This is a genomic window from Ruegeria sp. BHSC276, assembly GCF_059612945.1.
Genome location: NZ_JBXWRP010000003.1, coordinates 681023 through 699963, shown reverse-complemented (window position 1 = coordinate 699963; position 18941 = coordinate 681023). Strand labels below are relative to the sequence as shown.

Sequence of the window (18941 nt, the reverse complement as noted above, 5' to 3'; positions counted from 1 at the left end):
TGTTGGCATTGATCAATTTTCGGCGGCACCCGTCCAGATGCTTTTGGCACGTCGTGTTTGTTCTTGTTTTTCCCTTTTGTTGTGCCAGCGGGTTTAGCAGGCCCGAAATCTAGATGAATTGTTTTTGCGCGTGCCGGAAGTTGCGAGCGTAATCAGTGTATCCCAGAAAGATTGGGAACCTGATTTACAGCAGCGTCGACGACTACGAAGTGAACGAGCCGATGCCGCTTGAACAGCGGTTGGGCGACGTCTGCGCCATGACTTGGGAGCAGTTCAGCAATGATGGGTACGTTTCGGTTGTTCAGGAGAAAACGGGAGAGCCTCTCGAGATCTACTGTCCCGAACGCCTCCAACTGTATCTGCAGGATCTACCGCGCAAGGGAAAGTACCTCCTGCCAAAGACCAAGGACGAACCCATCGCCGTTCGATACGCGCAAGAGTTGATCTTGGAAGTCCGCCGAGCGATTGGTGCAGAGCGGTACGTCCCCCACGGATGGCGTTGCACGGCAGCTGTCCAGCTGGCCGAATCCGGCTGCTCGGACGCTCAAATTCAAGCTGTGACAGGTCACCGCACCTTGGCAATGGTCCAGAAATACCGGCGCCGCGCGGCCCAGAAACGAATGTCCAAAGAGGCCCAAATCATGCGTGGTCAAAACGACTCGTAGCGACCAAATTGGCAAACTAATTGGCAAACTCGGCCAACTCAGAAGAAAGGAGGTGAACAGGGAAACAGAAATTTCGCAATGAAATCAAGGTGGTGCCCAAGGTGAGAGTCGAACTCACACGCCCGAAGGCGGGGGATTTTGAATCCCCTGCGTCTACCATTCCGCCACTTGGGCCACGCGCATTGAATTACCGCCCAAGCGTGCGAAGGTCCAGAGGCAAAAATCACCAAAGACAGGGCAGCGCGATAGCGCAAGAGGTTGACGCTGGGGCGTGCACATGATTTGCCTCGTCAGACTTGAACAGTGGAATTTGGTGCAAATGCTGCGATCGCTGTATGACTGGACCATCCGTCTGGCCGATCACCCGCATGCCCTGTGGGCGCTGGCCGTCGTGGCATTCATCGAAAGCTCGTTCTTTCCGATCCCGCCCGATGTTCTGATGATCCCGATGATTCTTGCGCGCCCGTCGCGCGCCTGGCTGATCGCCACCGTGGCCCTGGTTGCCTCGGTGCTGGGTGGGATGCTCGGCTACGCCATCGGGGCCTTCTTCTACGAAAGCGTGGGCCAGCCTATCCTCGAGACCATGGGCAAGGCCCACGCCATGGAAGAATTCAACCAGCGGTTCAACGATTTCGGTTTCTGGGCGGTTCTGACCGCCGGCGTCACGCCCTTCCCCTACAAGGTCATCACGATCATGTCCGGCTGGACGGGCATGCCGCTGGGCACCTTCATCGCGACATCCATTCTGGCGCGTGCGCTGCGGTTCTTCATGGTTGCCGGGCTGCTTTGGGGCTTTGGGGAACCGATCCGCGATTTCATCGAAAAACGTCTGGGTTTAATGTTCACCCTTTTCATCTTTCTGCTGATCGGCGGATTTTTGGTGGTGAAATACGTATGACGCGCAAACGCACACTCATTCTTCTGGCCGCCACCGGATCCCTGGGATTGCTGCTGGGGGCCTGGGCCTTTCAATACATCGGTGGAATGGCGCCTTGCAAAATGTGCATCTGGCAACGCTATCCACATGGCGCGGCGATCGCGATCGGCGCCTTGGCCTTCGCCCTGCCAAGCGTACGCCTCCTGCCGCTTCTCGGCGCGGCAGCCGCCGCTACCACCTCGGGCATCGGCATCTATCACGCCGGGGTCGAGCGCGGGCTATGGGAAGGCCCGTCCAGCTGCACCTCGGGCAGCATCAGCGGCCTGTCGGCGGAAGAATTGATGGAACAGATCATGGCCGCCCCGCTGGTGCGCTGCGACGAAATCCCGTGGGAGATGTTCGGCCTGTCCATGGCCGGTTGGAATGCACTGCTGTCCGCAGGTTTGGTTCTGGTCTGGCTGGCCGCCTGGCGCGCGCGCTGACCCTACTGGGCGTCCAGTTCCGCATCCCAATACAGAAAGTCGATCCAGCTTTCGTGCAGGTGGTTGGGCGGAAACTTCCGCCCGATGTTCTGCAGCATCTCGGCATCGGGCTGGCGCGGCGGCTTGCGCAGGCTCATCCCGGCTTGGCGCAACGATTTCGACCCCTTGCGCAGATTACACGGGCTGCAGGCGGCGACCACGTTCTGCCAACTGGTGACGCCTCCGGCCGCGCGCGGCACCACATGGTCAAAAGTCAACTCGCCCCGGCTGCCGCAATACTGACAGCGGAACTCATCCCTCAGAAACAAATTAAAGCGCGTGAAGGCCACGCGCTTTCTGGGTTTCACATAGTCTTTCAGGACAACCACCGACGGTATTCGGATCACCGTGCTGGGGCTGCGGACCACCTCGTCATATTCGGCGATGATATCGACCCGATCCAGCCAGGCGGCCTTTATCGCCTCCTGCCAGGGCCACAGCGACAGCGGATAGTAGGACAACGGGCGGTAATCGGCGTTCAAAACCAAGGCCGGATGGTGCTTCAGCGCACCCGGCTCCCTGACAAATTCGGTCCTGAAATCTCCGTCCATCGCAGAATCGCTCCTCGCTCTCGGCTGCCTGTATGGGACACCAGAGCGGGGAGCACCCGCCCCGGTCTTGATTCAACTATATATCGTGGCAAAGCTCTGGCAAGCCCTGAGTTTCCACAATATCTCGAGAGCATGATAGGCAGCGGCCGTAACAAGCGCGTGACAGTTATCCACAGCTTGCGCTGGCGATGAACCGCGGGTATGCGAGACCCATGTCCTGGTTCATCCGTTTCAACAAGCCGTTCGACGTGCTGCCGCAATTCACCGACCGGCAAAACGCCGACTCGCCGCGCCGCACCCTGTCAGATTTCATAGACCTGCCAGGTGTATATCCGGCCGGGCGGCTGGACCGCGACAGCGAGGGGCTGATGCTGCTGACCGACAATGGGCGGCTGCAATCCCATATCGCGGACCCCAAGCACAAGATTCCCAAAACCTATTGGGTCCAGGTCGAGGGCATCCCGGATGCGGCGGCCATTCGGGCCCTGCGCGACGGGGTGGAGTTGAATGACGGCATGACCCGCCCAGCCAAGGCGCGGCTGATCGACGAACCCCAAGGCCTGTGGCCGCGCACCCCACCGATCCGCGACCGCAAGACGGTACCGGATTGCTGGCTGGAACTGACCCTGCGCGAAGGGCGCAACCGTCAGGTGCGTCGCATGACGGCCGCCGTGGGCCATCCCACCCTGCGCCTGATCCGCGCCAAGATCGGGGACTGGACCCTGGACGACCTCGCCCCCGGCAGCTGGGACAGTCTGCCGATGCCCGTTCTGGAAACCGCCCCCCAACGCAAGCGGGACAGGCGTCCGCGGCGGTGACTTTTTCGGCGATGTCCGATATCATGTCGCCATGAAAGTGGCAGCCGGAATCCCGTCGCCTTCGGGCATTCTCGAGGCCGCGCTGTATGTCGATGATCTGGATGCCGCCGAACGGTTCTATGGCGAGGTTCTGGGCTTGGAACGCATTCAGCGCGTGGAGGGCCGGCACGTGTTCTTCCGGGTCGGCGCCTCGGTGTTGCTTTTGTTCAACCCTGACCAGACAGAACGGCCTCCGACCAACCCGGACCTGCCGGTGCCGCCGCATGGCGCTCGCGGTTCGGGGCATGTGTGCCTGATCCTGACGCGCGATCAGATCGCGTCGATGCGCAAGCATTTGTTGGACTGGAACGTCCCTGTCGAGGCCGAATTCGACTGGCCCAACGGGGCCCGGTCGCTCTATGTGCGCGACCCGGCCGGAAATTCGGTGGAATTTGCCGAGGGTCACCTGTGGGGGTGACTCTACCCAGTCACAGGCTCAGCTTGTCGCGCATGAAGGCCAGCGCGACGCCCAGCCCGTCGGGTGCGATTCCATGGCCGGTGCCCTTCATGATGTGGGCATAGACCTCCTTGAAACCCGCGCGCTGCAGGGCCTCGGCGGCCTCGGGTAGCGATTGCGGCGGCACCATGTCATCGGCATCGCCATGCACCAGCAGCACGGGCATCCGGCTGACCACCTCGTCGGCCAGCAGGTCAGGCTCCAACAGGCGGCCGGAAAACGCGATCACGCCAGCCACCGGGTCTTCGCGGCGCGGGGCCACGTGCAGGCTCATCATCGTGCCTTGGGAAAAGCCGAACAGCACCACCTGCTCGGGCAGCACGTCCTCGTCCACCATCAGGGCGTCGAGAAAGGCGTTGAAATCCTCGACCGCCATTTCCATGCCGCGCCGGGCCTCCTCCTCGGACGAACCGTCGATCCACGGGATCGGAAACCACTGGAAGCCGTTGGGCATGCCGGGGATCTGCTCGGGTGCGTCGGGGGCCACGAACAGCGTGTCGGGCAGGTGTTCGCCCAGAACATCCGCAAGCCCCAGCAGATCGGCCCCGTTGGCGCCATAGCCATGCACGAACACCACGACCGAGCGCGTGTCGCCCGAAACCGGCTCTTTGCGGAGCGCGTTCAAAACCCGTGTCATCTGATCCCTTCCCTATCCTTGGCCACGCGGTAATAGGCCCACAGAACCCGGGCTGCAACCGACCGCCACGGAGACCACGCCTCGGCCATCTGCCGCAGCGCCTTGTCGGTCGGCCGATCTGGCAGGTCGTACAGCATCCGCGCAGCCTCCTGCAGGGCCAGATCGCCCGGCGCGATCACATCCGCCCGCCCCAGCGAGAACATGGCATAAATCTCGGCCGTCCAGACCCCGATGCCCGGCACTTGGGTCAGCGTCGCAATGACCACGTTATCGGGTACCTCGCGCAGGGCTTTGTAGTCGATCCGCGCCTCGGCCAGCGCCCGGGCATAGCGGATCTTCTGACGGCTCAGCCCGACTGCGCGCAGCTCATCGTCGGTGGCCCACTTGATCTTGCGCGGCCCGGTCAGGCCGGCCTGCTGCATCCGCCCCCAAATCGCGTTGGCCGAGGCCACGCTGACCTGCTGGCTGACGATGGCGCTGAGCAGTTGCGCGAAACCGTCGGGCCGGCGGCGCAGGGGCAACGGGCGGGTCAGTTCGATCGCGTGCGCCATGCGCGGACAGGTGTCAGACAGCCACTCGGCCCCTTCCGCAACGCATTCTGGTGTCTCGATAATTCGACCAACGGTCATGGCGGCTCCGGGTGGCGGTTCAAGGCGCAGGTTAGGCTGCTTTGTCGCATATGCAACCCGCTTGTATGTCCGCCGGTTCGCCGATACCCATTTGCGCATGTCGATAACCAGCACAGCCCCCGACGATACCCGCGCCAAGCGCAACGTTGCCGTTCTGGTGGCGGCGCAGGCGATTCTGGGCGCACAGATGCCGATGATCTTCATCGTTGGCGGATTGGCGGGCCAGTCGCTGGCCAGCAACGCCTGCCTGGCCACGCTGCCGATTTCGCTGATCGTTTTGGGCTCGATGCTGGCGGCAACGCCGGTCTCGGCCATCATGCAGCGCTGGGGCCGCCGCGCCGGATTTCTGGTCGGTGCCACCGCCGGAGCGGTGGGCGGCGGCGTAGGAGCCTATGGCCTGTACCTGGGGTCGTTCCCTGTCTTTCTTGTCGGCAGCCTGCTGACCGGCATCTACATGAGCGCACATGGCTTCTATCGCTTTGCCGCCGCTGATACTGCTTCAGACGCATTCCGGCCCAAGGCGATCTCTTATGTCATGGCCGGCGGTCTGGCTGCCGCCATCATCGGGCCGCAGATCGTCAAGCTGACCTCGCAGGCCTATGTCATTCCGTTCCTGGGCACCTATTTCGCAGTGATCGCAGTGAACGTCATAGGGTCGGTCCTATTCCTGTTTCTGGACATTCCGACCCCCGACCGTCCGTCACAGTATGCGCCCAAAGGCCGGTCGCGGCTGGAGTTGCTGAAAACCCCACGTATTGCCGTGGCCATCATCTGTGCCATGGTCTCGTACGCGCTGATGAACCTTGTGATGACCTCAACGCCGCTGGCCGTCGTCGGCTGTGGCTTCTCCGAAGGTGATGCGGCGGATGTGGTCACCAGCCACGTTCTGGCGATGTATGTTCCCAGTTTCTTCACCGGCCACCTGATCGCCCGGTTCGGGGCCGAGAAAATGGTCGCGATCGGTTTGGCGATTTTGGGCGGCGCGGGCGTTGTGGCCCTACAAGGCGTTGAGATCGGGAACTTCTTTCTGGCCCTCGTGCTGCTTGGCATTGGCTGGAACTTCGGTTTCATCGGCGCCACCAGCATGTTGGCGGCCCAGCACGATGTGCATGAACGCGGCCGAGTGCAGGGACTGAATGACCTGCTGGTGTTTGGAGGCGTGACGATTGCGTCGCTGGCCTCGGGCGGATTGATGAACTGTTCGGGCGGCTCCCCGGTCGAGGGATGGACGGCCGTCAACCTGGCGATGGTACCATTGCTGACCTTGGCGGGCGGCGCGCTGCTGTGGCTGGTGCTGAAACCCGATGCCACGGATACGGCCTGATCACCACCGACCTGTGGTCGCGGTCCAGATCAGGGATGCCCGCCGACGAAACTCGCTTTGTTTCAAAGCGCCCGTGCTGACCGCTGTCGGGTCGGCGACCACGCGGCGCAACACCCATTCGGCCTGCCAACCGGCCACAAGCGCCGGGCGCGCCTGAGCGGAAACATCGGCGCGCCGCGACCGGGCCGCGGCCATCCGGTCCAGCGCCCGCTCGGCCAATTGACGCACCCCGTCCGGCGTTCCGTCCAACAGGGGAATGCGCCCGCGGGCTTCAAGCTCGGGGATGGCGCGGAACCAGTTCGCCACACCGACCGCATAACCAAAATCGCGCAGGACCGTTTCGTCGGCGGCACCCAGGGCTTGCGCCGAGGCGACCATCAGCGACCCTACGCTGTGGGTCAGGTAGGCCTCGAAGTGTTCCTCATCCTCGAACGGATCGCGGTAGATATCCCAACGCCTTACGGCCACAAATTCATCCAGCATCGCCGCCAGATGCGGGGACAGGACACGCGACAGGGGCGTGACCACCTCGTGCCGCCGCACAGAGGGCCCTTCGGCGATCTCCTGCAGCGCGTCGCGCCACCATTGCAGGCGCATTTCCGCGATCATCGGCTCTTGGGTGACCCAAGGCGCGCGGGCGACCTCGATATTCATCGCATAGATCGGAAACAGCACGGCCCGCGCTTGGACCGGCGCCGCCATCGCGGCCATGAACCGATCGGGGTCGGCCCGGTGGACCAGCGCCGCGCAGGCCTTGACGTCGTCGTCGAAGGGCACGCTCACTCGGCCACCACCGATTGCGGGCTGCAATCGCGCACCAGCTTCCACTGGATCGCCTCCAGCAGCGCCTCGAACGAGGCGTCGACGATGTTCGCGCTGACCCCCACCGTGGACCAGCGCCGCCCCTGCCCGTCTTCGCTGTCGATGATGACGCGGGTCACGGCCTCGGTCCCGCCCTGGGTGATGCGCACCTTGAAGTCCACCAGGTGCATATCGTCCAGGATGGGCGAGTACTGCCCCAGATCCTTGGCCAAAGCTTTGGCCAGCGCGTTCACCGGGCCACGGTCGCTGCCGTTTTCGTCCATCGACTCGCTGACCGAAAGCTTCTTCTCACCGTCCACCTTCACCACGACGACCGCTTCGGACAGGCTGACCATCTGGTTGTACTTGTTCTTGCGCCGCTCGACCGTGACCTTGTAGCGCTTGACCTCGAAGAACTGCGGCAGCTGGCCCAGTTCATCGCGGGCCAGCAGCTCGAAACTAGCCTGCGCGGTGTCATAGGAATACCCTTCGGCTTCGCGTGCCTTGATCCGTTCCAGGATGCGCCCCAGCGCCGGGTCGCCCGGCTCGACCTGCAATCCGGCCTCGGTCAGGCGTTTGCGCAAGTTCGACTGGCCCGCCTGGTTCGACATCGGAATGATCCGCGCATTGCCCACGGTCGCCGGATCGACATGTTCATAGGTCGAAGGGTCCTTGAGAATCGCGCTGGCATGCAGCCCTGCCTTGTGCGCAAAGGCCGAGGCGCCAACATAGGCCGCCTGTTTGCTGGGCACCCGGTTCAGGATGTCGTCCAGCATGCGGCTGATGCGGGTCAGACCGGTCAGCGCGTCGCGACTGACGCCGATCTCGAAGGCCGAGGCATAGGGCTCCTTCAACAGCAGCGTCGGGATCAGGGCTGTCAGGTTGGCATTGCCGCAGCGCTCGCCCAGCCCGTTCAACGTTCCCTGAATCTGGCGCGCGCCGGCATCCACAGCGGCCAAGGAACAGGCCACGGCATTTTCGGTGTCGTTGTGGGTGTGAATGCCCAGCCGGTCGCCGGGGAAGCCCGCGGCGACCAGGGCGGACACGATCCGCCCAACTTCGGCCGGCAGCGCGCCGCCATTGGTGTCGCACAACACCACCCAGCGGGCACCGGCCTCCAGCGCCGCTTGGCAGACCTGCATGGCATAGGCGGGGTTGTCCTTGTAGCCGTCAAAGAAATGCTCGGCATCGAACAGCGCCTCGCGCCCCTGCGCCACGATATGCGCGACCGAGGCGCGGACGTTCTCGACATTCTCCTCCAGCGAGATCCCCAGCGCGTCGGTCACGTGATAGTCATGCGACTTGCCCACCAGACAGACCGCCCGCGTGCCGGCGTTCATGACGGCGGCCAACACGTCGTCATTCTCGGCCGAGCGCCCGGCCCGTTTGGTCATGCCAAAGGCGGTCAGGCAGGCGCGCGTCTTGGGCGCGGCGTCGAAAAATGCGCTGTCGGTGGGGTTCGCACCGGGCCAGCCGCCTTCGATATAGTCCACCCCCAAAGCATCCAGCGCCTGCGCGATCTGGACCTTTTCGGCGGTCGAGAACTGAACGCCCTGCGTCTGCTGGCCGTCGCGCAACGTGGTGTCATAGAGGTACAGGCGCTCTTTGCTCATTCCACGCCCTCCAGCCTGCTGGCATCAAAGCCCGCGCCTGGCACCAGTTCGACCCCGTTCTTGCTCATCCGCACTTCCAGACCAGCCGCCAGATAGGCGGCCTTCAACCGATCCACTTCCGAGAAATCCTTGGTCTGCATCGCCTCGGCCCGAACACGGGCCAGCCGGTCGGCATGGGCCGACAGATCCACGCCGTCGGTCTCGGCCCAGCCCCCCATCTCGGGTTCCAACAGGCCCAGTACCTGCGCACTGGCCAGCAAAGTGGCGGCATCGCCGTCCGAGGCCAGACGATGCAGCTCGGCAAGGGCACCCGCCGTGTTGAGGTCATCGGAAAGTGCCTCGATCACCGCGGGCGCCGCGCTGGCTGCGGGTTCGATGCCCGCAGTCAGCGCCCGCCACTTTCGCAACGTGGCCTCGGCCTCGCGAGCCTTCTTTTCTGTCCAGTCCATCGGCTTGCGATAGTGGGTCTGCAGGAAGACGAACCGGATCACCTCGCCCGGCACGCCCTGATCCAGCAGGTCATGCACGGTGAAGAAATTGCCCAGCGATTTGGACATCTTCTTGCCCTCGACCTGCAGCATCTCGTTATGCAGCCAATAGCGCGCGAATTCGCCGTGCGGATGGGCGCATTTGCTCTGGGCGATCTCGTTTTCGTGGTGCGGGAACATCAGGTCGTTGCCGCCGCCATGGATGTCGAAACTTTCGCCCAGCAACTCATAGCTCATGGCCGAGCACTCGATATGCCAGCCCGGACGCCCCCGGCCCCAGGGCGACTCCCAACCGGGCAGTTCATCGTCCGAGGGCTTCCACAGCACGAAATCCATCGGGTTCTTTTTATAGGGCGCCACCTCGACCCGCGCGCCCGCGATCATGTCATCGACTGACCGACCCGAAAGCTTGCCATACTCGTCGCGCCAGCTGTCCACCGCAAACAGAACATGCCCCTCGGCCTCATAGGCGTGGCCCTTGGCGATCAAGTCCTCGATCATCGCGATCATCTGGTCGATATACCGCGTGGCCCGCGGCATCTGGTCGGGCTCCAGCGCCCCCAGCGCGCCCATGTCGTGCAGGTACCAGCCGATCGTCTCGTCCGACCGCTCCTGCACCAACTGCTCAAGCGTTCCCTCGGCCCCGGCCTGCTTGCGCGCCAGGGCCGTCGCGTTGATCTTGTCATCGACGTCGGTGAAGTTGCGTACATAGGTCACATGCTCGGGCCCGTAAACGTGACGCAGCAGGCGGTATAGCACGTCAAACACTACCACGGGCCGCGCGTTGCCCAGATGCGCCCGGTCATACACGGTGGGTCCGCAGACATACATCCGCACGTTGTCGGGATCGATCGGAACGAAATCTTCCTTCGTCCGGGTCCGCGTGTTGTGCAGTTTGATCGTCTTGATCGTCGTCATGCGTCTGGCTCCTGGATACAGCAATAGCGTCCGCGTTGATGCGGGCTTAGCAACTTGTCTCAGGGAAGAAAACGAAAGAAACCAGCCCGCGTGAAAGTTCAGCAGGGAATGCAGCAGATAATGATGCAGGTCATCCGATTCATGGCCCACCGCGTAGCACGCCCGTTCCCGCGCGCCAAGACTTCTGTTGCCGGCGGGGGAAGCTGATTGACAAATCACCCCGGCTCTGACCCATTCGGCGGACTTGCCGCAACGGAGGCGCGCCATGAAACTTTCGCACCGCATCACGCATCTGACCGGAGGCGGTTCGGACGGGTGGGACGTGTTCTATCGCGCGCGCCGCATGATCGCCGAAGGCCAGGCCGTGACCGAGCTGACCATCGGCGAACATGACATCCGCACCCACCCCTCGATCCTGGCCGAGATGGACCGGTCGGCGCGCGCGGGCCATACCGGATACGCAATGGTGCCGGGCACGGATCTGCTGCGCGATACCGTGGCCGCGCGGGTGCAGACCCGCACGGGCGTTCCGACCACGCGCCACAACGTGCTGATCACCCCGGGCGGACAGGCCGCGCTGTTCGCCGCGCATATGGCAGCGTGCGACCCGGGCGATGTGGGCCTCTATCTCGACCCGTTCTACGCCACCTACCCCGGTACGATCCGCGGTGCTGGCGCGATCGCGCGCGCGGTTCAGACCCGGGCCGAGGACGCCTTTCAGCCCAACGCAGCCACGATAGCAGAACAGGCCGAGGGTGCCGCATCATTGCTGATCAACACGCCGAACAACCCGACCGGGGTCGTCTATTCCCGCGAGACCCTGACCGAGATTGCCGATCTGTGCCGCGAGCGCGACATCTGGCTGATCTCGGACGAGGTTTATGACACGCAAGTCTGGGAAGGCGCGCACCTGTCGCCCCGCGCCCTGCCCGGTATGGCCGGCCGCACCCTGGTCGTGGGCTCGATGTCGAAGTCCCACGCCATGACCGGGTCGCGCTGCGGTTGGATCGTTGGCCCCGAAGAGGCCATCGAACATCTGATCAACCTTGCCACGCACACCACCTATGGGGTTCCGGGATTCATTCAGGACGCTGCCAGCTATGCGCTGACCGCGGGGGACGAACTGGAAGAAGAGGTTGCGGCCCCCTTCCGCCGCCGCCGCGCCCGGGCGATGCAGGTTCTGGCCCGACAGAACACGGTGGGCCTGATCCCCGCACAAGGCGCAATGTACCTGATGCTGGACATCCGCGCGACAGGGCAAAGCGGCGAAGACTTCGCCAATGCACTGCTGGACACCCACGCCATCGCGGTCATGCCCGGAGAAAGCTTCGGCCAAGCCGCCGCAGGGCATGTGCGCGTGGCCATGACCATCGATGATGACCGGTTCGCCGCTGCCCTTCAGACCCTATGCGAATTCGCAGCCCGGCTTGCGGGTCAGACAGCGGCAGAGTGACCGAGACGGGTTTCGTTCAGAACCGGAACGTCGTGCGCAGGTTAAAGGTGTTGGTATCCAGATCGCCCCGCGACCGTGTGACATCGTTAAAATTCTGCCGCAACGCTTCGCCACTGATGATCAGCCGTTCGCCCAGAGGATAGGCTACGCCGATTCCGTAGACCGCTGCTGTGTCGCTGTCGCCCGAAGTATTCGCCCGCGCGGCACCTACCACGACGTAGCCCAAAGCGGGCCCGAACTCATATCCGCCGCGCAGTTTCACGCGGGACACGCTGTCCAAACTGCCCTCCGAGGCGCCCAGGTCGAGATTCAGCGGGTCATATTCCAGTTCACCCCCGACGACGAAGCTGCCAAGATCCAGATCGTATCCGATATTTGCGCCGATGCTGCCCGAATTGCTTCCACTGCCGCCGGGTCCGTCCGCGTCGGTATAACCGAAGGTGAACCCGGCGTAAGCGCCCGTCCAATCCTCGGCCAACGCCACCTGCGCCGCTGGAATCAGCAGGGCCGACAGCAAGGCGCGGATCAGTTTCATGCAAGCCTCCGGTTTTCGTTCAGCACCCTTTGCAATTGAAACAGATGCGGTGATGTGCACCTCTACTAAACATGTGCTTTGGTGCAGTCAGATCAATTCAAGTCACGCAAATCTTAACAATAAGTAATGGAAGCATAACATATTTCGCCATCTGCGTGAGGATTTCCTGCCGCGTTCATCAACGGTCCGAGTTTTTGAGGCCAATAGCGACATCGGTCGCAAACGGGACAGATTACTTGCTCGGACCCTGACACCATTCGTCGCAGGAGTTGAGGGCCACATGCCAAACGATATCTGGAAGATTTGCCTGATTAGCCGCACCATTGGTGCCGATCGGGGGCGTGCGGCACGAGGACGGCCGTGACGGGTTGAAGCTTCCCCCCTTTGACCTGACTTTCAATTTGGAGTCCTCACCATGAACGACCAATCCCGCTCAACGTCCCGCAGTGGCGGCCGCGCCGCCCGTCGCGCCGCCCGTGCCGCAGCCCTGCCCGAACATCTTCGCCCCGTTCGTCCGGGGCTTGAGGGCGGCACGTACAAACCGCTCAGCCAGCAGGACATGGAGCGTATTCACGCCGCCGCGCTGGACGCGCTGGAAACCATCGGTTTGGCCGACGCGCCGCCCAGCGGCATCGATTACCTTGTCAATGCCGGCTGTACGCTGGGCGATGACGGGCGTATCCGCTTTCCCCGCGCGCTGGTCGAGGACACGATCGCCCGTGCCAACCGCTCGGTGACGCTCTACAGCCGCGACGGCAAGACCGATCTCGAACTTTCGGGCAACCGCGTGCACTACGGCACCGCCGGGGCGGCGGTCAGCATGGTCGATGCCCAGGGCCGCAACTATCGCGATTCGACCGTGCGGGACCTGCACGACGCGGCCCGGATCTGCGAGCAGTTGGACAATATTCATTTCGTGCAGCGCCCCATGGTCTGCCGCGACATCGCCGACAACCGCGAAATGGACCTGAACACGATCTATGCCTGCTGTTCCGGCACCTACAAACATATCGGCACCTCGTTCACCGACCCAAGCTATGTGGCGCCGGCGATGGAGATGCTGCACATGATCGCCGGCGGCGAGGACAAATGGCGCGAGCGGCCCTTCGTGTCGAATTCGAACTGTTTCGTCGTGCCGCCGATGAAATTCGCCACCGAAAGCTGCCAGGTGATGGAGGAATGCATCAAGGCAGGTATGCCGGTGCTGCTGCTGTCAGCGGGCATGGCAGGCGCGACGGCGCCTTCGACCATCGCGGGCGCGATCGTCCAGGCCACCGCCGAATGCCTGGCCGGGTTGGTTTATGTCAATGCCGTAAGCCCCGGTGCTCCAGCGGTTTTTGGCACCTGGCCCTTTGGGCTGGACCTGCGCACGGGCGCGATGTCGGTCGGCTCGGGCGAGCAGGCGCTGCTGAGCGCGGGCTGCGCCCAGATGCACAAGTTCTACGACCTGCCGGGCGGCGCCGCGGCCGGTGCTTCGGATGCGAAACTGCCCGACATGCAGGCCGGGTGGGAGCAGATGTGCTCGAACGTCATGGCCGGGCTTTCGGGTTTGAACATGGTCTACGAAGCCGCGGGAATGCACGCCTCGTTGCTGGGCTTCTGCTTCGAGAGCCTGATTCTGGGCGATGACTTGATCGGGCAGGCCCTGCGTTGCGTCCGCGGGATCGAGGTGAATGAAGACACCCTGGCCGTCGACCAGATTGCCGAGGTCTGTCTGGGCGGGCCGGGCCATTATTTGGGCACCGATGCCACGCTCAGCCGGATGCAGGCCGATTATGTATATCCCATCCTGGGGGATCGGACCTCGCCCAAGGAATGGGCCGAGCTGGGCAAGCCCGACCTGATTGCCAAGGCCACCGCCCGGAAGGAAGAGATTCTAGGCCAGCCGTCACCAGCCCGGTTCGATCCGGTGCTGGACGCCGAGATCCGCAGCAAGTTCAACATTCACTTACCCGCATAACCTATTGTAAAGCGGCCAGGGTTTCCCTAGGGCCGCGCTCCGCCGACAGGTGTCAGCCGTTGCTTGGGGGAAGCAACCCTGCCTCCTGCGCGACGGCGATTTCGGCCTGATCCAACGCGCCGTCACCATTTGCATCCATCGCCGAGAACGTGTCTGCATCCATGTCCGGCACAACGGCCTGCACCTCTTCGATGGTCAGAACGCCGTCGCCGTTGGCATCGGCGCTGCATTGGGCCAGAACAACCGCCGGAACGCTCAGGGCCACGGTGGCCAGAAGAGCCAGATTGCGAGGTTTCATTGTCAAATCTCCAAATAAGGGATGTGTGGTAGTTTGTCCGGACACCGGCACCAAACACCCCTGAGCGGCCCATCTCACCGCCGCCGAATCGCACAGCCCGATTCGCGCCGATCCCCGCCCCTTTTGCGAACCTGGCGCGCGATCTTTTGCCGTGCAAAATTCCGCCGGGACGTTGCGCCATGACTCCCCTCATGCGGGCGGCCCGATCCGGCAGAACGTCGCCCAAAAAGAAAGGGGGCCGAAGCCCCCTGTCAGTTTTGCCGTCCAGGCTCATTCTCATTGACCGCCCGGTGTTTTTTGCCTGCGGCCTGGACTGCACATGGGACGAGCGCACCCGCCCCGTGAAAGAGTGGGAAGGAGCAAATATTCCGCCCCACCCTGTTCGTGGCCGACACGGGCATGTCGGCCGGGCGGAGAAAGGCCAGATGGTAAGCCTTGCGACCTGTCTCCGTATTCGTCGGGACCGGCACCGTATTGGCAGCGTCCGGCCCCTGCGCCCCGGGTTGCCGGGGCGTTTAGCTCAGCTACACCCGCTGGTTGCGCCGCAGGTGTTGCATTTCATGCAGGTCCCGTTGCGCACCAGCGTGTAGTTCCCGCATTCCCCGCAGGGATCGCCCTCGTAGCCCTGCATCTTGGCCTTGGTTCGGGCATCCATCCCGGTGGCTGTCTCGGCAACGACGGTGGTCTCGCTTTTGGTCTCGAAGGTGACGGACGCCTCGGACATGCCGGTCGCGGCCGCCTGCCCTCCGTTGAACACCACCAGATCCTGCGGAAGACGCTTGCGCAGATAGCCGGTCGAGCTGATCTGTTTCAGCACCTCCAGCGATTTCGACGCCGCGCTGTCGCTGACCTCCGAGACGTTCGACACGCCCTCTTCCTCGCCGCGGCCCAGATCGTCGAAGGTTGCGCCTTGCGGCTTCACATGCGCCAAGTCGGTACGATCCAGATACGACACCGCCAGCTCGCGGAAGATGTAGTCGAGGATCGACGTGGCGTTCTTGATCGAGTCGTTGCCCTGCACCATGCCCGCCGGTTCGAACTTGGTGAAGGTAAAGGCATCGACGAACTCTTCCAGCGGCACGCCGTATTGCAGGCCGACTGAGACCGCGATGGCAAAGTTGTTCATCATCGCGCGGAAGCCGGCGCCTTCCTTGTGCATGTCGATGAAGATCTCGCCCAGTTTGCCGTCCTCAAACTCGCCGGTACGCAGGTAGACCTTGTGCCCGCCCACGATCGCCTTCTGGGTATAGCCCTTGCGGCGATGCGGCAGCTTTTCGCGGTGGCTGCGGATGACCTCCTTGACCACGACCTTCTCGATGACCTTTTCGGCCAGAGTCACGGCCTTTTCCCGCGCCGATCCGCTTTCGAGGATTTCCGCCGCCTCATCGTCATCCTCGACCAGCGCAGCTGCCAGCGGCTGGCTGAGCTTGGACCCGTCGCGATACAGCGCGTTTGCCTTGACGCCCAGGCTCCAGGACAGCTCGTAGGCCTTCTGGCAATCCTCGATGGTGGCATCATTGGGCATGTTGATCGTCTTGCTGATCGCGCCCGAAATGAAGCTTTGCGCCGCCGCCATCATCTTGATGTGGCTGTCGACACCCAGGAACCGCTTGCCCTTCTTGCCGCACGGGTTGGCGCAGTCGAAGATCGCGTAATGCTCAGGCTTCAGATGCGGGGCCCCTTCCAGGGTCATGGTGCCGCAGACATGGTCGTTGGCCGCGTCGATATCCGCCTTGCTGAAGCCCAAATGGCGCAGCATGTCAAAGGTCGGATCGTTCAGCTTGCTGGCCGGGATGCCCAGAACACCGGTGCAGAAATCTTCACCCAGCGTCCACTGGTTGAAGACGAACCGGATGTCGAACGCGCTTTCCAGCGCGGCGTCGATCTTGGCCAGCTCGTTCGGGCCGAACCCGTGACCGGTCAGCGAGGTGTGGTTGATCCCCGGCGCGTTGCCCAAGGTGCCGTGACCCACCGCGTAGGACACAATCTCTTCGATCTGGGCCGAAGAATAGCCCAGCTTCTCGAGCGCCGCGGGGACCGAGCGGTTGATGATCTTGAAGTAGCCGCCTCCGGCCAGCTTCTTGAACTTGACCAGCGCGAAGTCGGGCTCGATCCCGGTGGTGTCGCAGTCCATCACCAGACCGATCGTGCCGGTCGGTGCGATCACGGTGGCCTGCGCGTTGCGGTAGCCGTTCTTCTCACCCAGGCTCAGCGCCTCGTCCCAGGCGCTCATGGCCAGATCGATCAGGCGCTTGTCCGGACAATTGGCGTGATCCAGCGGCACCGGCTTGACCGAGAGTTTCTCGTACCCCTCGGTCACGCCCTGCGCAGCGCGGCGGTGGTTGCGGATGACCCGCAGCATATGCTCGGCGTTGCGCTTGTAGCCGGCGAACGGCCCCAGCTCGCCGGCGATCTCGGCCGAGGTGGCATAGGCCACGCCGGTCATGATCGCAGTCAGTGCGCCACAGATCGCGCGACCCTCGTCCGAGTCGTAGCCATAGCCCATATTCATCAGCAGGCCGCCGATGTTGGCATAGCCTAGACCCAGCGTACGGAAGTCATAAGACAACTGCGCGATCTCTTTCGACGGGAACTGCGCCATCGTCACCGAGATCTCGAGCGTCAGCGTCCAGAGACGGGCCGCGTGCATATAGTCGGCCGCCTGAAACTCGCCATCTTTCAGGAAGGTCAGCAGGTTCATCGACGCCAGGTTGCAGGCCGTGTCATCCAGGAACATGTACTCTGAGCACGGGTTCGAGCCGCGGATCTCGCCGTCTTCGGGGCAGGTGTGCCATTCGTTGACCGTGTCGTGGAATTGAATGCCCGGATCGGCGCAGGCCCAGGCCGCATGGCCGACCTTTTCCCACAGGTCGCGCGCCTTGACCACCTTGGCCACCCTGCCGTCGGTGCGGTTGATCAGTTCCCAGTCGGCATCCTTTTCAACCGCCTTGAGGAAGGCGTTGGTCACGCGGATCGAGTTGTTGGAGTTCTGACCCGAGACCGAATTGTAGGCTTCCGAATCCCAGTCGGTGTCGTAGGTCGGAAACTCGATGCTGTCGTGGCCCTGCTTGGCGTAATCCAGCACGCGCTTGATGTAAGTCTCGGGGATCGCGACCTTTTTCGCCTCGCGGATCGCTGTTTTCAGCCCGTCGTTCTTCTTGGGATCATAGGCGTCGTCCTGTGCGCCGTCCCACGTGCGGATGGCCTCGAAAATGCCGTTCAACATCTTCTCGTGCATCTTCGATCCGGCAACGATCGAGGCCACCTTCTGCTCTTCGATCACCTTCCATTCGATGAATTGCTCGATGTCAGGGTGATCTGCATCGACGATCACCATCTTTGCTGCTCGACGGGTTGTCCCGCCTGATTTGATCGCGCCAGCGGCGCGGTCGCCGATCTTGAGAAAGCCCATCAGGCCCGAGGACTTACCGCCACCCGACAGCGCTTCGCCTTCTGCGCGCAGATGGCTGAAGTTGGTCCCGGTGCCCGAGCCGTATTTGAACAGGCGCGCCTCGCGCACCCACAGATCCATGATGCCGCCTTCGTTCACCAGATCGTCATCGACGGACTGGATGAAGCACGCATGCGGCTGCGGATGTTCATAGGCCGATTTCGACTTGGTCAGCTTACCGGTTTTGTAGTCGACATAGTAGTGACCCTGCGCCGGGCCATCGATCCCGTAGGCCCAGTGCAGACCGGTGTTGAACCATTGCGGGCTGTTTGGTGCGGCGCGCTGGGTCGCCAGCATATAGCGCATCTCGTCGAAGTATGCGCGCGCGTCCTCCTCGGTCGAGAAATAGCCGCCCTTCCAGCCCCAATAGGCCCAGGCACCGGCCAGACGGTCGAACACCTGTTTCGAGGACGTCTCCCCGCCGAACTCGGCATCCTCGGCTGGAACCGAGCGCCATAGAAATTCGGGCACGTCCTTCTCGCGCACTTTCTTCAGCTTGCTGGGAACGCCGGCCTTGCGGAAATATTTCTGTGCGATCACGTCGCTGGCGACCTGACTCCAGGTCGAGGGCACCTCGATGCCTTCCAGCCGGAACACGATGGTGCCGTCGGGGTTGCGGATTTCCGAGGTGACGGACACGAAGTCCAGATCGGCATAAGCGTCCTGCCCAGGTTTTGTAAACTTTCTTTCAATCTTCATGTCCGCAGCCCCAGATCATCAAACAGTGCTATTCATGTCCTCGGCACCCAATTCACATTCGGCGGGGTGCCGCCCGCCGTGCCTGCAAGAAACCTCTGGACGTACTGGCCCGGCGCCGCCAAAGCGGCGTGAACCCGACTGAGCGGTACACGTCAGTTTGAGTTTGTTTCCGACCCTCGCCCGTTGCCCTCTGACTGGCTTTTTATA

General features: G+C 62.9%; 17 protein-coding genes and 1 tRNA gene. 8 read left to right on the top strand and 10 right to left on the bottom strand.

Translation table 11 applies throughout. The features are described from left to right. The first annotated feature begins 155 nt into the window (after nucleotides 1-155). Nucleotides 156-665, top strand: coding sequence for a tyrosine-type recombinase/integrase (locus AC2FMD_RS07140; RefSeq protein ID WP_496740532.1), 510 nt, complete (start codon nucleotides 156-158; stop codon nucleotides 663-665). A 90-nt stretch (nucleotides 666-755) separates the two neighbouring features. Here AC2FMD_RS07140 and AC2FMD_RS07135 read toward each other — a convergent pair. After that, a tRNA-Leu gene (locus AC2FMD_RS07135) sits at nucleotides 756-839 on the bottom strand. A gap of 145 nt (nucleotides 840-984) precedes the next feature. On the opposite strand from AC2FMD_RS07135, the gene AC2FMD_RS07130 reads away from it, so the two are divergent. Together AC2FMD_RS07130 and AC2FMD_RS07125 are read left to right on the top strand one after the other, a co-directional pair. Continuing rightward, nucleotides 985-1563, top strand: a complete 579-nt coding sequence (locus AC2FMD_RS07130) for a YqaA family protein (RefSeq protein ID WP_496678246.1) — start codon at nucleotides 985-987, stop codon at nucleotides 1561-1563. Next, nucleotides 1560-2024: a disulfide bond formation protein B gene (locus tag AC2FMD_RS07125; protein ID WP_496740534.1), complete on the top strand. Its 465-nt coding sequence runs from the start codon at nucleotides 1560-1562 to the stop codon at nucleotides 2022-2024. Before AC2FMD_RS07130 ends, AC2FMD_RS07125 begins: the two co-directional genes overlap by 4 nt. A 2-nt stretch (nucleotides 2025-2026) precedes the next feature. On the opposite strand, the gene AC2FMD_RS07120 is transcribed toward AC2FMD_RS07125, so the two are convergent. Beyond that, the gene (locus tag AC2FMD_RS07120; RefSeq protein ID WP_496678242.1) at nucleotides 2027-2614 is read right to left on the bottom strand and encodes an HNH endonuclease; all 588 of its coding nucleotides are present in this window, start codon (nucleotides 2612-2614) and stop codon (nucleotides 2027-2029) included. 212 nt (nucleotides 2615-2826) lie between these two features. On the opposite strand from AC2FMD_RS07120, the gene AC2FMD_RS07115 reads away from it, so the two are divergent. Both AC2FMD_RS07115 and AC2FMD_RS07110 read left to right on the top strand, forming a co-directional pair. Next, the gene (locus tag AC2FMD_RS07115; RefSeq protein WP_496711369.1) at nucleotides 2827-3432 is read left to right on the top strand and encodes a pseudouridine synthase; all 606 of its coding nucleotides are present in this window, start codon (nucleotides 2827-2829) and stop codon (nucleotides 3430-3432) included. A 31-nt stretch (nucleotides 3433-3463) separates the two neighbouring features. Continuing rightward, the gene (locus AC2FMD_RS07110) at nucleotides 3464-3889 is read left to right on the top strand and encodes a VOC family protein (RefSeq protein WP_496794843.1); all 426 of its coding nucleotides are present in this window, start codon (nucleotides 3464-3466) and stop codon (nucleotides 3887-3889) included. A gap of 10 nt (nucleotides 3890-3899) precedes the next feature. On the opposite strand, the gene AC2FMD_RS07105 is transcribed toward AC2FMD_RS07110, so the two are convergent. Together AC2FMD_RS07105 and AC2FMD_RS07100 are read right to left on the bottom strand one after the other, a co-directional pair. After that, the gene (locus tag AC2FMD_RS07105; RefSeq protein ID WP_496740536.1) at nucleotides 3900-4565 is read right to left on the bottom strand and encodes an alpha/beta hydrolase; all 666 of its coding nucleotides are present in this window, start codon (nucleotides 4563-4565) and stop codon (nucleotides 3900-3902) included. Further along, nucleotides 4562-5194, bottom strand: a complete 633-nt coding sequence (locus tag AC2FMD_RS07100; RefSeq protein WP_496794842.1) for a DNA-3-methyladenine glycosylase family protein — start codon at nucleotides 5192-5194, stop codon at nucleotides 4562-4564. The genes AC2FMD_RS07105 and AC2FMD_RS07100 overlap by 4 nt, the downstream gene beginning before the upstream one ends. 97 nt (nucleotides 5195-5291) lie before the next feature. On the opposite strand from AC2FMD_RS07100, the gene AC2FMD_RS07095 reads away from it, so the two are divergent. After that, on the top strand, nucleotides 5292-6518 hold the full coding sequence (locus tag AC2FMD_RS07095; RefSeq protein ID WP_496794841.1) for an MFS transporter: 1227 nt from the start codon (nucleotides 5292-5294) through the stop codon (nucleotides 6516-6518). Here the strand turns inward: AC2FMD_RS07095 and AC2FMD_RS07090 are convergent, their stop codons facing one another. The 3 genes from AC2FMD_RS07090 to cysS are packed head-to-tail and all read right to left on the bottom strand — an operon-like array spanning nucleotide 6519 to nucleotide 10338. Next, complete coding sequence (locus AC2FMD_RS07090) at nucleotides 6519-7295, bottom strand: squalene/phytoene synthase family protein (RefSeq protein WP_496740868.1); 777 nt, start codon at nucleotides 7293-7295, stop codon at nucleotides 6519-6521. Nucleotides 7296-7297: 2 nt separating this feature from the next. Then, on the bottom strand, nucleotides 7298-8932 hold the full coding sequence (gene cimA / locus AC2FMD_RS07085; RefSeq protein ID WP_496794840.1) for a citramalate synthase: 1635 nt from the start codon (nucleotides 8930-8932) through the stop codon (nucleotides 7298-7300). Continuing rightward, nucleotides 8929-10338: a cysteine--tRNA ligase gene (cysS, locus tag AC2FMD_RS07080; protein ID WP_496794839.1), complete on the bottom strand. Its 1410-nt coding sequence runs from the start codon at nucleotides 10336-10338 to the stop codon at nucleotides 8929-8931. Before cysS ends, cimA begins: the two co-directional genes overlap by 4 nt. A gap of 265 nt (nucleotides 10339-10603) precedes the next feature. On the opposite strand from cysS, the gene AC2FMD_RS07075 reads away from it, so the two are divergent. After that, nucleotides 10604-11791, top strand: coding sequence for a pyridoxal phosphate-dependent aminotransferase (locus tag AC2FMD_RS07075; RefSeq protein ID WP_496794838.1), 1188 nt, complete (start codon nucleotides 10604-10606; stop codon nucleotides 11789-11791). A gap of 16 nt (nucleotides 11792-11807) precedes the next feature. Here the strand turns inward: AC2FMD_RS07075 and AC2FMD_RS07070 are convergent, their stop codons facing one another. Next, nucleotides 11808-12326: an outer membrane protein gene (locus AC2FMD_RS07070; protein WP_496794837.1), complete on the bottom strand. Its 519-nt coding sequence runs from the start codon at nucleotides 12324-12326 to the stop codon at nucleotides 11808-11810. A 415-nt stretch (nucleotides 12327-12741) separates the two neighbouring features. Between AC2FMD_RS07070 and AC2FMD_RS07065 the strand changes: the two genes are divergently transcribed. Continuing rightward, nucleotides 12742-14286 carry a trimethylamine methyltransferase family protein gene (locus AC2FMD_RS07065; RefSeq protein WP_496794836.1) on the top strand — a complete coding sequence of 515 codons (1545 nt, stop codon included), beginning with the start codon at nucleotides 12742-12744 and terminating at the stop codon, nucleotides 14284-14286. Nucleotides 14287-14338: 52 nt separating this feature from the next. Here the strand turns inward: AC2FMD_RS07065 and AC2FMD_RS07060 are convergent, their stop codons facing one another. Continuing rightward, a complete protein-coding gene (locus tag AC2FMD_RS07060) occupies nucleotides 14339-14584 on the bottom strand; it encodes an EF-hand domain-containing protein (protein WP_496740546.1) in 246 nt (81 codons plus the stop codon). Nucleotides 14585-15104: 520 nt separating this feature from the next. Then, nucleotides 15105-18734: a vitamin B12-dependent ribonucleotide reductase gene (locus tag AC2FMD_RS07055; protein WP_496740548.1), complete on the bottom strand. Its 3630-nt coding sequence runs from the start codon at nucleotides 18732-18734 to the stop codon at nucleotides 15105-15107. Nucleotides 18735-18941 lie beyond the last annotated feature (207 nt).